The sequence below is a fragment of the Spirosoma aerophilum genome (assembly GCF_054782495.1).
In genome coordinates this window covers 2383095-2397693 of the sequence record NZ_BAAGSJ010000013.1, presented here as the reverse complement: position 1 = coordinate 2397693, position 14599 = coordinate 2383095, and the positions used below count along the sequence as shown (strand labels likewise).

The following is a 14599-nucleotide window of genomic DNA, read 5'->3' as shown; positions in this document are numbered from 1 at the left end:
CTTATCTGGTAGTTAAGTAAAACAAGCCTCTGACTGCCTTAACTAATAAGCTCGGTACTACTTCAAAAAAGCAGCGTTCCAATTTTCTTTATGACATCTTCCTTTCCATTTCGCTTCGGTGCTGAAGCATACACCTGGTTCATGAATAACAACGGTCAAACCCACGCCAACAAGCTGGGGCACATGATCGACATTACGGCTCAGGCTGGTTTTGCAGGAATTGAACCTATTTTTAATTGGATGGGTGACTTGCCCGATCCTGAAAGCCTGGGCAAAAAGCTACGGGAAAAGGGCGTTGAACTGGCCGCTATCGCTCTGGCTCTGGACTGGAACGGGGCCGAGGAAACGGAGCAGGAACGTTACGAGGCTGATCGGGCCATTGCCCTGCTCAAACACTTTCCGGGTGCGCTGCTCTGTACGGTACAAAAGCCAACAGGCCGGCATGATCTGGAAACACGCCGACTGAACCTGGTCAATATCGTCAACACGGTATCGAGCCGGGCGGTAGAGCAGGGTGTGCCCTGTACATTCCATCCCAACTCGCCCCATTCGTCAATAACCCGCACTGAGGAAGACTACCGCGTTATTCTGGAAGGGCTGGATGCGTCGGTCACCGGCTGGACCCCCGATGTGGGCCACATGATCAATGGCGGTATGGACCCGCTGACGAAGATGAAAGAGTATGCGTCGCTCATTAACCTCGTTCACTTTAAAGACTGGAATGGCGATCCGGAATTTGCCTTACTGGGTAAAGGGAAGGTCGACTTTAAGGGCATCACCCAATGGTTGATCGAACAGCAATACAACGGCTGGATTATTTGCGAAGACGAAGGCCCTGAAGCCATGGATGATCCCGACGGCGTTACGCTCCACGATGGCCGATGGGTTTACGAAACGCTCCTGCCGTCTGTTTTGTGATTAGTGGGGTGGTGGAGTAGTGAATTGGTGGATTAGGCAACGAACCACGCCACCAATTCACTACTCTACCAATTCACTACTCCACCAAGCAACCAATTAACCAATTAATTCAAAAAACCATGCCTTTCCTGGAGACCAACGGCATCAATCTATATTATGAAGAGCGGGGCTCGGGTGAGCCTCTGCTGTTGATCATGGGCATTACGGCCCCTGGTTCAGTCTGGAAAAAACATGCTGACTACTGGCAGCAGAACTTTCGCTGCATCCTGGTCGATAACCGGGGTGTTGGCAAATCCGACAAACCAGCGGGACCCTACACCACTGCCCAAATGGCCGACGATTACGCAGGACTGATCGACAGCCTTGGGCTGGGAGCCGTGCGCGTGGTGGGTGTTTCGATGGGCAGTACCATTGCGCAGCAACTGGCTCTGCGCCACCCCGACAAAGTACAGTCGCTGGTGTTGATGTGTCCGTGGGCTCGTTGCGACCGTAAGGCCGAAGCCATTTTCCGGCAAATGGCAATCCTGAAAGCCCGGCTCCGACCCGAGGAGTTCGCCAGTTATATTCAGCTGCTGATCTACGCGAAACGGAGTTGGGATGATGATGACACCTTTGCGGACTTTCTGACTAGCCGGGAACAGGCTGCCGTTGATTCAGCCCCCCAACCGCTGCATGGGCTTGAGGGCCAGGCCGAGGCTTGCATTACCCACAACACGCTGGCCGAATTAGGGAGTATCCATAAACCCTGTCTGGTTATTGGCGGACGAAACGACATTTTCACTCCGGTATGGATGGCCGAAGAGGTAGCCGGTGCCATTCCAACCAGCGAATTACACCTGTATGAGGATGCCGGGCACGCCTTTCATTGGGAATGCATCGACGACTTCAACCCGCGTGTCCGTAGCTGGTTAATGGCGCATTGATTTTCTACCTGATAAAAAGGGTTGAGCACGACAAAAGTGTTCAACCCTTTTTTATGGAATTCATGTTAGCCTGCTATAGAATACGGAGAACGATATGCCCGAGCAACGCGATTATTTTGAGGAGGTCTATGAGGTTGTGCGTTTAGTGCCGAAAGGCCGGGTGACAACGTATGGTACCATTGCCCGGTATCTGGGGTTGCGGGCGGGTGCCCGTATGGTGGGCTGGGCCATGAACGGTTGTCATAATCGCCCGGATGTTCCCGCCCATCGGGTTGTAAACAGTGTCGGTGTACTGACAGGCAAGCACTTTTTTGGCGGGCCAACCATTATGCAGCAACTGCTCGAAGACGAAGGCGTAAGGGTAGATAATGACCGGGTTGTTGACTTCAAAACTAAATTCTGGGACCCGATGATCGAGCTGGATGTATAGTCGAGACTATTGGTCGAAAGGCTTATTTCCTGTGCTGAACGGCTTCTATCAACGCATCGATCACACCGGTAAGTTGCTGTAGTAAAGTAGGGTCCGAAACCGAACCGTTGGCATCCAGTTTCGTTTTAACGAAAGGGACGATCAACGACGCTTTCTCGGGCAGATAAGCCGTTAAAACGCTCAATGTATAGGATAAGGCTTCATGTGCCCGGGAACCGCCCGTATCAGACGGCCCCGCACTAATAACGCCAACGGGCTTGTCGACAAACTCCCCCGACGATGCCAGCCAGTCGAGCATATTTTTCAAACTACCTGGCATGCCATGAATGTATTCGGGTGTACAGAAGAGTATGGCGTCGGCCTCTCTGAGTAGTTGACGAAGCGCTTGAATAGAGGGTGTAGCATCTTCCTTGTCCCGTTCGGGGCTAAAAGCCGGGATGTCGGCCAGCCCGTCATACAAGGTTATAGATACCATGTTAGGGGCCAGATTAACAGCCGCCCGAAGGAGCGAGGTATTGGTGGAACCGGCCCGCAGGCTGCCGGAGATAGCGAGGATGTACATTAGTTGGTTTGGTACGGGTTTCAACCCGTAGGTACAGCTACTTCAGTACTTTCGTGATTTCGTTAAGCTTCTCCATCTTTTGCACGAAATCGCCTTTTAGCTGATTGCGAATGGCGGTCAGGTTGTCGAGGGTTTCCTGCAAACTCTCGGGTAGGATTTCCTCGAGTACTTCCCGGAATCGTTTCGCAAAGGTAGGCGACTTGCCATTGGTCGAGATGGCTATTTTTAGATCGCCCTTTTTAACGACCGAACTCAGGTAGAAATCGCATAGATCGGGGGTGTCGGCCACATTGACCAGAATTCGCCGGGCTTTGCAGTCTTCCTGTACCTGCCGGTTAACCGCTTTGTCGTTGGTGCCGACGATCACCATGTCTTTATCGGATAAGAAAAGCGAATGATAGGGCTCTTGAATCAGTTGCAGTTTAGGATACTGCCTGGCCATCTCCCATATCTCATCCCGAATCTGAGAGGCTAAGAGCGTAATGCGGGCTTCCGGCGAGTTGCCCACCAGAGCCGTAAGCTTTTCGAGGCCGACATACCCCCCGCCCACAATAAGAATATGTAACTTCTCGGCCTTGACAAAAATAGGGAAGAGGGTGTTCATGGAAAAAGTTAGTTGGTGAGTCAGTAAGTTGGTAAGTCAGTAAGTCAGTAAGTGGCTGACGCGCGAGTGTTGCTTTCGCGTCAACCACTTACTGACTTACCAACTTAGGCGAAGCCGCTTACCGACTCACTAACTTAAAACTTGAACCCTAGGTTCACCCCTAATATCCGGCGTTTGCTGTTGCCGCTGGAAAGTACATCGGCGAAACCATAATGGTAAACGAAATCAAGGGCAATTGGGCCCGCATCGAAGCCCAGGTTGGCCAGGCCGTTAACGGTAGCTGCCTGAAAATCGGCGTTACCTAAGTTAAAATCGTTTTTATCGGTGCTCAAAGGGGTGGCATATTCCGCTCCTAAGGCCAGCCGTATACCGGATACACCCCGATCTGACTGCGCTAACTTGACACCGATATAGGCAGGAATGTGTAAATACCGCTGGTCGATGTTAGATGTGATATCGTTTACCCCATTAAGCTGACCGTCGCCGGGTTTGAAAAACTGAGAACTGGAAGCCAGATATTCCGCTCCAATCTGTCCATATACCCGACCACCGGCCCGTACCAGAAAACCAAGCTGGTAACCCAAACGACCCGTCAAGCCCTGTCCATCCACCGTCTCTCCTTCAAAGCGGGTGGAGTTGGCTCCACCATACACACCAAATGTGAAGTGCTTGTAATTTTCGCGACGTTCCTGGCGTTCGCTGACGATCTGATTCCGCTGGCCATCTTCAAACCCTTCATCGTAAGCTTTGCTCAGATCGCGTTCGTCGTACATGCGATCGTCCCGCCGACTGTCGCCCCGACGGTCTTCGTAGCGGTTGTTGTAACGGGGTTCTTCTTCCTCCCGACGGTTGTACTCGCGCCGTTCATCAAGCCGGTCTTCCAGACGTCGATCGTCCCGACGCTCATCACGGCGCGAGGGCCGCTCATTGTATCGGTCGTACCGGTCATTGTATGAATTTTGCTGGGCCAGTACGACACTTGTGCTGCATACGCCTGCCAGGAGCAGGACTGTTTTAGTTAATGTTTTCATAATTATAACACGTTGAGTATGTCTGTTTACAACCGTTCCGGGCCGGTTAATGTTTGGCAGAATAAGTGGTAAATTCAGACAGGGTTAAGACGTAATTTGTTCGTGTTTTGTTGATAATTATTTGAATATCAGTGTATTATTTTGGGTCATGTGTGTTGCTGATACGATCATATATCATTAGCGTAATGACCCTGAATTAAACAAAAAAGCCACCTTCGTTGGAAGGTGGCTTTTGACTTTTCGTGTGGCGCAGACTTAGAATTTAAATCCTACGCTGGCGCTCAGGATACGACGTGCTGAACCTGAAAAACCGGTTGAAGCACTTGTGCCTTTGATGGCATCACTGAAGCCATAGTGATAGGTTAAGTCGATCAGCAGGGGGCCAATGTCAAAGCCTAACTGGCCTAAGCCATTGAGTGAACCGCTTCTGATTTCAGCATTGGAAAGGTTAAATTTACCACTGCTTGAATTGATGTTGTTTGCATATTCAACACCAGCCTGAAGGCGGACAGCTGAAATACCACGATCCGATTCAACGATTTTATAACCGATGTAAACAGGAATCTGAATGTACTGGATATTTATTTGATCCTGAATGCTGGCTACCGACTGACCATCGCCAGCGGTGAAATAGTTGGAACTAGACGCAAAGTACTCAGCTCCCAGTTGTCCGAAAAGACGTTTGCCCCCACGAACGAAGAAACCTGCCTGATAACCCAGACGACCGGAGATGTTGCCACCCGTATTTTTTGGCTCGTTTCTTAACTTCGTAGAGTTTAAACCGGCGTAGACACCAAACACGAAGTTTTTATAATCTTTAGTCGCTTTTACCCGATCAGGACTGTCTGTCGTGCTATAAGTTGTGGTGGTGGTTGTACCATCCGTCGTCGTCGAGCCGTTGGTTGAGTACGTGCTGTTAGGCGTCGTTGAGTTCATGTTATTCGTCGTCCCATTACTCATCGAGTTTGTGGTGGTAGGCGAGTTCGTGTTGTTCATCGTGCCATTGCGCATCGAATTCGTACTGTCGGTCGTTACCGGCGACGTATACGTTGGGTTCGTTGTCGAGCTGGTCGTTGAATACGTATTGGTTGTGGTTTGGGCATTTGCAATGCCGATTCCCATAAGGCTTAAAGCCAGAAGTGAAAATTGCCGTTTCATAGCGCTTTGTTTTATCGTTGAGTTATAAAAAAAATGGGGTGTAACCGTAGTTACACCCCATTAACAGGCCATTCGCAGGCATTGTTTTGAACTATTCTCACTCTGGCATAAAATTTAATGTTTCGAATGAGTAGAAACATAGCGTTACACAAACGTTTATCCTATGACTTTCGCATGGACTTAAATGCGTTCATCAAGCCATTCGTCGAGCTGTCGTGGGTACTTACCGGTGCATCATCCTGCAACTCAGGAAGAATGCGGCTGGCAAGCTGTTTGCCCAGTTCAACACCCCATTGGTCGAAGCTAAAAATATCCCATATAACGCCCTGAACGAAGATTTTGTGTTCATACATGGCGATCAGGCTACCCAGCGTCCGGGGGGTTAATTGCTTAAATAAAATAGAATTGGTCGGTCGGTTACCTGAGAACATTTTGAACGGAGCAAGGAACTGAATCTCCTCGTCGCTCTTACCCGATTTGCGCAATTCGTCGGCTGCTTCCTGCTCTGTTTTACCATTCATCAGGGCTTCCGTCTGGGCAAAATAATTTGCCATTAAAATTTTGTGATGGTCGCCAATAGGCCGTTGACTGATGGCCGGAGCCAGAAAATCACACGGAATGAGCTTTGTCCCCTGGTGAATGAGTTGGTAGAACGCATGCTGGCCATTGGTGCCGGGCTCACCCCAGATAATAGGTCCGGTCTGATAATCGATAGGATTACCGTCGCGGTCAACGGATTTGCCGTTACTTTCCATATCGCCCTGCTGAAAATAAGCCGCAAAGCGGTGCATGTACTGGTCATAAGGCAGGATGGCCTCAGTTTGCGCACCAAAGAAGTTATTGTACCAGATGCCGACCAGCGCCAGAATGACCGGCAGGTTTTGATCCAGGGGCGTATCCCGGAAATGAAGATCCATGGCGTGGGCTCCCTCCAGCAGTTCTTCAAATTTATCGAAACCAATGTACAGGGCGATAGACAGACCAATGGCCGACCAAAGTGAATAGCGGCCACCTACCCAATCCCAGAAACCAAACATGTTATCGGGGTCGATACCGAACTTCTCAACGTCTTTCTTATTGGTCGACAGGGCCGCGAAATGTTTGGCAATTGCCGCTTCGTCCTGGGCCGCATCCAGAAACCACTGCCGCGCCGTTTGGGCGTTGGTCATGGTTTCCTGTGTGGTAAAGGTTTTGGAAGCGATCAGGAAGAGCGTCGTTTCGGGCCGTACGGTTTGCAGTGTTTCGTAAATGTGAACCCCATCCACGTTCGATACGAAGTGAACACGCAGTTTTTTGTCGTCGGCATAAGGTTTCAGGGCTTCGGTTACCATCACCGGGCCCAGGTCAGAACCACCAATACCAATGTTCACGATGTCGGTAATGGCCTCGCCGGTATAGCCTTTCCAGTCGCCCGACCGGATTCGTTCGGTAAACGACTTCATATGGGCCAGCACGTCGTTCACATCCGGCATCACATCGGCTCCATCTACCAGGATAGGCGTGTTTGAGCGGTTGCGCAGGGCAACATGAAGTACGGCCCGGTCTTCGGTTCGGTTTATTTTATCACCCGAAAACATTTTGCCAATTGCATCTTTCAGACTAGCTTGTTCGGCTAGTTGCTCCAGCAGCGTACGTGTTTCGCTGGTTATTCGATTTTTTGAGAAATCGAGCAGGATATCCTCAAACTGACGGGTGAATTTGTCAAAGCGGTCTGGATCCTCAGCGAACATGTCGCGCAGTTGCCGATCTTTCAGACTGTCGTAATGGGCCTGGAGTTGAGTATAAGCCGGTAAATTGGTAAATCGATGATTCGCGAGCATAAGGAGTTTCTGGTAAACTGACTTGTCGGCGCGAATATCGTGAATCCCGTCAATCTTTTTTCGGCTATTTTTACGCTTCTTTTCCTCGCAGGGGAGGAGATTTTTTGTCATTACCTATATAGTTTAATGAATCAAAAACTCTTTTATTCGTTGGTGCTGGTCGTCTTGGGGGCCTTGTTTTTTATTCCCTTTCTGGGTGGCGTTCGACTCTTCGACTGGGACGAAATCAACTTTGCCGAGTGTGCCCGCGAAATGATCGTACTGGGTGATTACTTACACGTTCATATTGACTTCAAGCCATTTTACGAGAAGCCTCCGCTGTTTTTCTGGTTCCAGTCGTCCATGATGCATCTTTTTGGTGTAAATGAGTTTGCCGCCCGGCTGCCCAATGCTATTTGTGGTATGATCACGCTGGTATATCTCTATAATCTGGGTCAGAAACTGCACGGGCACCGCTTTGGCTGGTTGTGGGCGCTGGCTTATCTGGGGTCGGTAACGCCACATCTGTATTTTCGGTCGGGTATCATCGATCCGTTTTTTAACCTGTTTATTTTCGTTGGTATCGTCAATATCATTTTTGCCGCCTGGAAACGGGAGCGTCTGGGGGGCGCTATGACGGTGCCTAGAGGTGAATGGACGTACATTCTGTTGGGAGGCTTTGTGCTCGGCCTGGGCATACTGACAAAAGGCCCGGTTGCCTACCTGATCGTGTGCCTGGTTTTAGTCGTTTATTGGTTATTAAGCCGGTTTCGGTGGTTCATTTCGCCCTTACAGTTTCTGGCCTTTTCGGCGGCAGCGGCTTTTGTCTCGCTGGTGTGGTATGGCCTCGATATTTACCTGCATGGCCCGGCGCTGATGCGTGAGTTTCTTGCCTATAATTTTCGCCTGTTCAGTACGCCCGATGCCGGGCACGTAGGTTTCCCGGGGTACCACATCATTATCTTACTGGTAGGGTGTTTCCCGGCGTCTGTTTTTGGGATCCGTGCGTTTGGCTCCCTATTTATCGAGCGAAACTACCAGCGTGAGTTTCGCAAATGGATGCTCATTCTGTTCTGGGTAGTACTGGTACTGTTTAGCATCGTTCAGTCCAAAATTGTCCACTATTCCTCCCTCTGTTATTTCCCGCTTACGTACTTTGCCGCCCTCACGCTCATGCAGTTGGAGGAGCGCAAGATTCAGTTCAACAACTGGATGCGGGCAGGGCTGATCGTGATTGGGGGTATTTATGTGATCGCTATTGTTGGCGTGCCCATTCTGGCTCAGCATATGGATGTGGTGAAGGCCTATGCCGATCAGGACGCGTTTACTCAGCAAAATTTAGATGCGAAAATCAACTGGACAGGCTGGGAGGTAATCCCCGGTATCTGGCTTTTCTGTATTCTGGTACTGGCCATTCTCTGGTTTAACCGGCGTGAACCCGGGCGGGCCTCTTTCGCTCTTTTTGGCGGAATGGCCGTTTTTATTACCCTGACACTCTGGTTTTTCATTGGGCGGATTGAAGGTATTTCGCAGGATGCGGCCATGCGCTTTTTTGAGCGGGCGCAAGGACAGGATGTGTATGTCAGGACATATGGCTATCATAGCTACGGCCCTTATTTCTATACCCAGAAGACAGCCGTTACGGACAAAAAATATTATGACGATGCGTGGCTGCTGCGCGGCCAGATCGACAAAGATGTGTTGTTCATCCGCAAAGCCAGCGAAGAACCAACCCTGCTCGACTCCCTGCCGGATGTTCGGAAAACCGGTCAAGAGAACGGCTTTGTCTTCTACCAGCGCAAAGCGAAATGATTACGATGTAGTACCGACAGTCCCGGTCGGGAAGGAATATAGCTAACTTGATTCGGCCATGTCACACCCGACCGGGACAGTCGGTGCTATATATTCCTGGTAATTAAAACCGTTAGGCCGGCCGGGCAGTTATTGGAGACATGACTACCTCAACGATGTTCCTTCCCCCAGTGGCAGTGCCTGTAGCCGGCTTCCGGTCTGCATCGATCCGACTTTTCATCATCCTATTCACCATTGGGCTGGCTGCCTGTAACCGTACCGGTCAATCGGATATCGGCATGAAAAAACGCCTGAAGGTGTCGGTGGGTGAGATTAAAGAGATCACGCTATCCGGACGGGGAACCAATGGGTCAGAGTTGATCGGCACGTCCGATAATCAGGAAGTCGTGGAGGTTTCCAGACAACAGCTCGCTCCGGCAGTTGATACGCTCCGGCAGGCGAATGCCAGCCCAACCGTTTTTCAGATAAAAGGGGTTACGGTAGGTACCGCTAACGTCATTTTCTCGACCAAGCCCATGAATCAGTCGGGGAGTGGCCAGACAGTCCGAACATATGTGGTGCAGGTAGTGGCAAAATAAAGTCCATCTCCTTACAGGTAAAGAGATGGACAACCACGGGATGTTTGCTAACTGACGCGATTTACAGGTTCATACCGCCCGATACTTCAATGCGCTGGGCGTTTATCCAGCGGGCTTCGTCGGTACACAGGAAGGCAACTACACCGCCAATATCGTCGGGAAGGCCAACGCGTCCCAGCGCTGTGATATCGGAAATATGTTTGTTGATGGCTGGATTGTCCCGAACCATGCCCCCGCCAAAATCCGTCTCGATGGCTCCCGGTGCCACTGTGTTAACGCTGATACCTCGTGGGCCCAACTCCTTGGCCAAATACATGGTTAGCGTTTCGATGGCTCCTTTCATGGTGGCATAAATAGCCGTGCCTGGTGTGGTGAATCGAGTCAGGCCGGTAGAAATATTAATGATTCGACCACCGTCGTTGAGTAGCGGCAGCGACTTTTGCGTTAGAAAGAATACGCCCTTCAGGTGAATGTTCATCAATCCGTCAAAGTCTTCTTCCGACGTTTCGACAATGGCCGTGCGTCCGGCGGTGCCTGCATTGTTGATTAGAAAGTCGAAGCGGTCGGTGTCAAATGTTGTGGTAAGAACCTGGGTCAATTGGCCCAAAAACGTATCAAAGCTTTTCACATCGCCGGTATTCAGTTGGAGACTGGCGGCTTTTTGGCCCATCTGTTCAATCTGGGTAACAACGGCCTGTGCTTCGTCCTGCTTGCTGTGATAAGTCAAAATAACATCGATTCCCTTTTTGGCCAGACTAAGGGCCATGTTTTTACCTAATCCCCGGCTTCCGCCCGTAACCAGGGCAATTTTTGTACGTGTTGATAATGCTGTATTTTCCATCAGTTGTTTGTGAATTTGACGGAACAAAGGTCGGCCTGGAGGGGAGGAGTTTGGTTGCAAACATCAATCCGATCGTTGCGAAATTCAAATCGGACGTGTTAAGCCCGGAAGGCTACTGGTGAAAACGACGTTTGCTTTCGGAAGAAGTTTGAAAAGTGGGCGACCTCTTCGAACCCCAGACTATAAGCAATCTCGGAAACATTCCAGTCGGTCTGTTTCAGCAAAATTTTGGCTTCCTGAACAATCCGGCTGCTGATGATGTCGGTGGTAGTTTTCCCCGTATTTTCTTTCAATACTTTATTGAGGTGGTTCACATGGACAGACAGCCGGTCGGCATAATCCTTGGCGGTACGCAGGCCAAGCTTTTGCTGTGGAGATTCGATGGGGAACTGTCGTTCCAGCAGTTCGATAAAGAGGGACGAGACCCGGGCTGAGGCCGTATGCGTTGGATAAAGCGAGGTAGCTGGCTGGAGCTTCTGTCCGTAATGGATCAATTCGAGTACGTAGTTTCGCAGCAGGTCGTATTTGTAGGCATAATCAGAGGCCAGTTCCTTTTCCATCTTGCGGAAGATATAGCCGATGTCGTCGGCGTCTTCATCACTCAGTTGAAAAACGGGGTAGCCGCCCGGCTTAAAAATGGGCAATTCATCGAGGACAACTCCACTTTTGCTCTGAACCAAAAATTCGTCGGTAAAGATGCAGAAGTGCCCGGTCTGGTTGTCATCCTGCGGTAAGTAATGGTAGGGGACTTTCGGCGTGGCAAACAGAAGAGCGTTTTTCTCAATGTTGATCACCTTGTCGGCGTATTCAGCCCGGTTGCGACCACTAATCAGACTTATTTTGTAATAGGCCCTCCGGTTGTAGGGCATGACCGGATTTTTCTGAAGTCGTTTGGTCAACTCGACCATACTGAACACATTGAAGTGACCAATCTCCCGATTAATTCCGTCGGGAAGAAAAGCGCGCACATCACTATCGATGCCGGCGGTAAGCTGCTGATAAAATTGGTCGACGGTGGTTGTGTTCATAATGAGGCTAGTTGTAAAATTCAAAGGTATGAATTTTAGCAGACGTATGACGGACGGCCCACTAAACAGCAAGCCGTCCGTCGTCTGTTAGGCCCAGAAATCGAATTTCTTTTTGGTGAAGATCGACTTGGGGATCATCGCATGAACGCCCAGCGTTTGATCGACAACCTGGCTAACCTCGAAATCAACACCCGTGCTGGCAATGGATAAGGCTTCGTTGAAGGTAAAGCCCAGTTCATCCCGGATAAAGGCACAAGCTTCGGAAAGCGCATTCTTCATCGCTTTGTTTAAGTCTTTGTCGAGACCAACGGCTATAAAGTGCGTAGGTGTTTCGGCTCGTGGTTGCTTGAGGGCTTTGCCTTTATGCACAATGAATTTGACGGTCAGGTTGATGGCTGTTTCAATAGCCACACCACTCACTTCGCCGTTACCCTGTGCGCCATGACCGTCGCCGGTAGTAAATAACCCACCCGGTACGGAAACCGGCAGAAATAGGGTTGTGCCCTTGGTTAAATGCTTGATGTCCAGATTCCCACCAAAAAAATTGGGCGGAATTGAACTCTGACGACCCATATCGGCCGGTGGCGACAGGGCCATAACGCCCATAAATGGCTTTAGTGGAATCTCAAGACCTTCTTTCAGGGTGGCTATCTTTCGCTTCGCATCGTACCGATAGACAAACGTTTCACGGGTCTTCACTTCGTCGGGAATGCCGCCCCCGCCCGGCCATACGCTGTTGACACCAAAGCCAGCCGGAAAGGTTAGGTCAAGAATACGAATTTCCAGCGTGTCGCCGGGCTGGGCTCCATCGATGTAAACAGGGCCGGTCAGCATATGCCCCCGAATACCCGATGGTTCAGGCTTCACGTTTTTCAGGATGGCAATCACTCCCTGCGCGTGCTGGTCGAGGGGTAAATTATTTTTGGTGTAAAACTCTTCCGGGTTCGTGCGGCTAACTCCCGATGGGTTGACGGTTTGAATCTCAACCACATCGCCGTCCTTCACTTTGTAGACGGGTGGAACATCCGCGCCAAAATAACCCCAGACCATATTTTCGGGCAACGACCGAACGACATGATCGGGTTTTAGGGCAGCAACTGGTTCTGTTGGCTCCGCCGTTGGGGTTAGCTTTTCGAGCGATGTCGTGGCCAGACTACTCGTTGAAAGAAGGGCTAAACTGCTTTGGCTGGTCTTACGTAAAAAACTTCGTCTGGATGTTTTCATCAGTCGGTCCGCCGAAGCGGTTGTAGAATAATGGTTAGCTTGCGGAATGAACGTAGTAAGATAAGCAATCAAAATCCATTTGCTTCTTGAATGGTCGTTTTTGCACTAAGTATCCCTATACTGCCCTGAACAACCGGCTCATTCAGCCAGTTAGGTTTCCGAATTAACCCTTTTATCTGTGTCAGCACCACCCGTTTCTGCGACCACGTCATCTTTACCCAACAAGTGGATTATTTTGGGTACGGTCATGTTCGGTACGTTCATGTCTACGCTCGACAGCAGCATTGTTAACATTGCACTGCCAACGATCCGGCGTGAACTTAACGCTGGCGACAGCATCGAGTGGATCGTTCTCTGTTACCTGCTGACTACGACCAGCACCCTGCTTATCATGGGTAAACTCTCCGACTGGGTGGGTCGTCGGCAGCTGTATATTACCGGTTTTTGCGTGTTTGTTTTCGGGTCATTGCTTTGTGGATTGGCCTGGAATTTATGGTCGCTGGTGGCGTTTCGAGTCGTTCAGGGACTGGGAGCTTCCATGATTTATGCCATTGGTCCGGCTATTATCAGCGATGCATTCTCATCGAAAGAGCGCGGTCAGGCCATGGGGCTCATGGGTTCGGTCGTGGCGGCAGGTTCCAGTGCAGGCCCTGTTATTGGCGGGTTGTTACTGGGGAAATTTGGCTGGTCAAGTATCTTTTTTGTGAACGTACCCATTGGTTTGCTGGCGATCTGGCGCGCCTGGACCATCCTGCCCGAAAGCCCCAAAGTAACGGGTCAACGATTCGATCTGGTTGGGGCCGGGTTATTTCTGGTGGGTGTTACAACCTTGCTCACCGCCATTGAATTTGGACCGGAACCCCGGTATGGCTGGGATAATCCGCTGGTGATTGGGCTGCTTTCTGTGGGGACTGTCCTGCTGGTCGCTTTTCTTTTCTGGGAAATGCGGGTCAGTGATCCCATGCTGCGGCTAAGTCTGTTTCGGGTTCGGCCGTTTACTATGGCTATTCTGGCCGCTTTCTGCGGCTTTCTGGCCTCGGGTGGAAATCTATTTGTGATTCCGTTCTTTCTGCAACAACTCCTCAAATTAAATCCGGCGCAGGCCGGACTTATTCTGCTGGCGGGTCCGCTGACCCTAAGCGTTGTTGCGCCCCTGGGTGGCTATCTATCCAGCCGGGTCAGCACGCGCTGGCTGTCTAGCTTTGGGTTGTTGATTACGGCCAGCGGCTATTTTGCCTTTTCGTTTCTGGACACCAGCTGGACCTGGCAGGACGTTGTGTGGCGGAGTTCGCTGGTGAGTTTGGGCTTCGGACTTTTCCAGTCGCCCAACAGCAGCAGCGCTCTCAATGCGGCTCCACTGGATCAGCGGGGTATTGCCAGCAGCATGATCGCCTTCATGCGCAACCTGGGATTTGTCGTGGGTATAGCCCTCGCTGCCGCCGTTTGGTACAGCACCCGAAACCGGTATGCGCTGGCCAATGGTGTACATCCCGAAGAAACAAATGCCCAACTGTTAGGGATGCATTACGCTTACCTGGTCATGGCCGGACTGGTGCTGACCGGTGCAGTTATTTCGTTTTCGAGGGGAAAAGCTAGTAGTAGTATTTAGGCGTGAGATGTACCACTGGATTGTACCTACGGATTTTAGTCCGTAAACAGTATGAGTATGGCTTACGGACTAAAATCCGTAG

General features: G+C 50.6%; 14 protein-coding genes. 6 read left to right on the top strand and 8 right to left on the bottom strand.

What is annotated here, in order from left to right:
• The first annotated feature begins 90 nt into the window (after nucleotides 1-90).
• The 3 genes from ACYVK4_RS21385 to ACYVK4_RS21375 all read left to right on the top strand — a co-directional run bounded on the left by ACYVK4_RS21385 (nucleotide 91) and on the right by ACYVK4_RS21375 (nucleotide 2271).
• Nucleotides 91-918, top strand: a complete 828-nt coding sequence (locus ACYVK4_RS21385) for a sugar phosphate isomerase/epimerase family protein (protein ID WP_461129557.1) — start codon at nucleotides 91-93, stop codon at nucleotides 916-918.
• Between the two features lie 119 nt (nucleotides 919-1037).
• Nucleotides 1038-1841 carry an alpha/beta fold hydrolase gene (locus ACYVK4_RS21380; RefSeq protein WP_461129556.1) on the top strand — a complete coding sequence of 268 codons (804 nt, stop codon included), beginning with the start codon at nucleotides 1038-1040 and terminating at the stop codon, nucleotides 1839-1841.
• A 94-nt stretch (nucleotides 1842-1935) separates the two neighbouring features.
• A complete protein-coding gene (locus ACYVK4_RS21375; RefSeq protein ID WP_461129555.1) occupies nucleotides 1936-2271 on the top strand; it encodes an MGMT family protein in 336 nt (111 codons plus the stop codon).
• Between the two features lie 22 nt (nucleotides 2272-2293).
• On the opposite strand, the gene ACYVK4_RS21370 is transcribed toward ACYVK4_RS21375, so the two are convergent.
• From ACYVK4_RS21370 to pgi, 5 genes are all read right to left on the bottom strand, one after another.
• Complete coding sequence (locus ACYVK4_RS21370) at nucleotides 2294-2833, bottom strand: NADPH-dependent FMN reductase (protein WP_461129554.1); 540 nt, start codon at nucleotides 2831-2833, stop codon at nucleotides 2294-2296.
• Between the two features lie 37 nt (nucleotides 2834-2870).
• Nucleotides 2871-3437 (bottom strand): precorrin-2 dehydrogenase/sirohydrochlorin ferrochelatase family protein, encoded by a 567-nt coding sequence (locus ACYVK4_RS21365; RefSeq protein WP_461129553.1) that lies wholly within the window; start codon nucleotides 3435-3437, stop codon nucleotides 2871-2873.
• 134 nt (nucleotides 3438-3571) lie between these two features.
• Nucleotides 3572-4468 carry a hypothetical protein gene (locus tag ACYVK4_RS21360; protein WP_461129552.1) on the bottom strand — a complete coding sequence of 299 codons (897 nt, stop codon included), beginning with the start codon at nucleotides 4466-4468 and terminating at the stop codon, nucleotides 3572-3574.
• Between the two features lie 255 nt (nucleotides 4469-4723).
• On the bottom strand, nucleotides 4724-5626 hold the full coding sequence (locus tag ACYVK4_RS21355) for a porin family protein (protein ID WP_461129551.1): 903 nt from the start codon (nucleotides 5624-5626) through the stop codon (nucleotides 4724-4726).
• 161 nt (nucleotides 5627-5787) lie between these two features.
• Complete coding sequence (pgi, locus tag ACYVK4_RS21350) at nucleotides 5788-7446, bottom strand: glucose-6-phosphate isomerase (RefSeq protein ID WP_461129629.1); 1659 nt, start codon at nucleotides 7444-7446, stop codon at nucleotides 5788-5790.
• 126 nt (nucleotides 7447-7572) lie between these two features.
• Between pgi and ACYVK4_RS21345 the strand changes: the two genes are divergently transcribed.
• Together ACYVK4_RS21345 and ACYVK4_RS21340 are read left to right on the top strand one after the other, a co-directional pair.
• A complete protein-coding gene (locus ACYVK4_RS21345; protein ID WP_461129550.1) occupies nucleotides 7573-9237 on the top strand; it encodes an ArnT family glycosyltransferase in 1665 nt (554 codons plus the stop codon).
• Between the two features lie 155 nt (nucleotides 9238-9392).
• A complete protein-coding gene (locus ACYVK4_RS21340) occupies nucleotides 9393-9815 on the top strand; it encodes a hypothetical protein (protein WP_461129549.1) in 423 nt (140 codons plus the stop codon).
• 61 nt (nucleotides 9816-9876) lie between these two features.
• On the opposite strand, the gene ACYVK4_RS21335 is transcribed toward ACYVK4_RS21340, so the two are convergent.
• The 3 genes from ACYVK4_RS21335 to ACYVK4_RS21325 form a co-directional block, all read right to left on the bottom strand.
• Nucleotides 9877-10656, bottom strand: a complete 780-nt coding sequence (locus ACYVK4_RS21335; protein ID WP_461129548.1) for an SDR family oxidoreductase — start codon at nucleotides 10654-10656, stop codon at nucleotides 9877-9879.
• 98 nt (nucleotides 10657-10754) lie between these two features.
• Nucleotides 10755-11684 carry a helix-turn-helix domain-containing protein gene (locus ACYVK4_RS21330; RefSeq protein WP_461129547.1) on the bottom strand — a complete coding sequence of 310 codons (930 nt, stop codon included), beginning with the start codon at nucleotides 11682-11684 and terminating at the stop codon, nucleotides 10755-10757.
• A gap of 87 nt (nucleotides 11685-11771) precedes the next feature.
• Nucleotides 11772-12908: an acetamidase/formamidase family protein gene (locus ACYVK4_RS21325; protein ID WP_461129546.1), complete on the bottom strand. Its 1137-nt coding sequence runs from the start codon at nucleotides 12906-12908 to the stop codon at nucleotides 11772-11774.
• 178 nt (nucleotides 12909-13086) lie between these two features.
• On the opposite strand from ACYVK4_RS21325, the gene ACYVK4_RS21320 reads away from it, so the two are divergent.
• Nucleotides 13087-14517: an MFS transporter gene (locus ACYVK4_RS21320; protein WP_461129545.1), complete on the top strand. Its 1431-nt coding sequence runs from the start codon at nucleotides 13087-13089 to the stop codon at nucleotides 14515-14517.
• The last annotated feature ends 82 nt before the right edge of the window (nucleotides 14518-14599 follow it).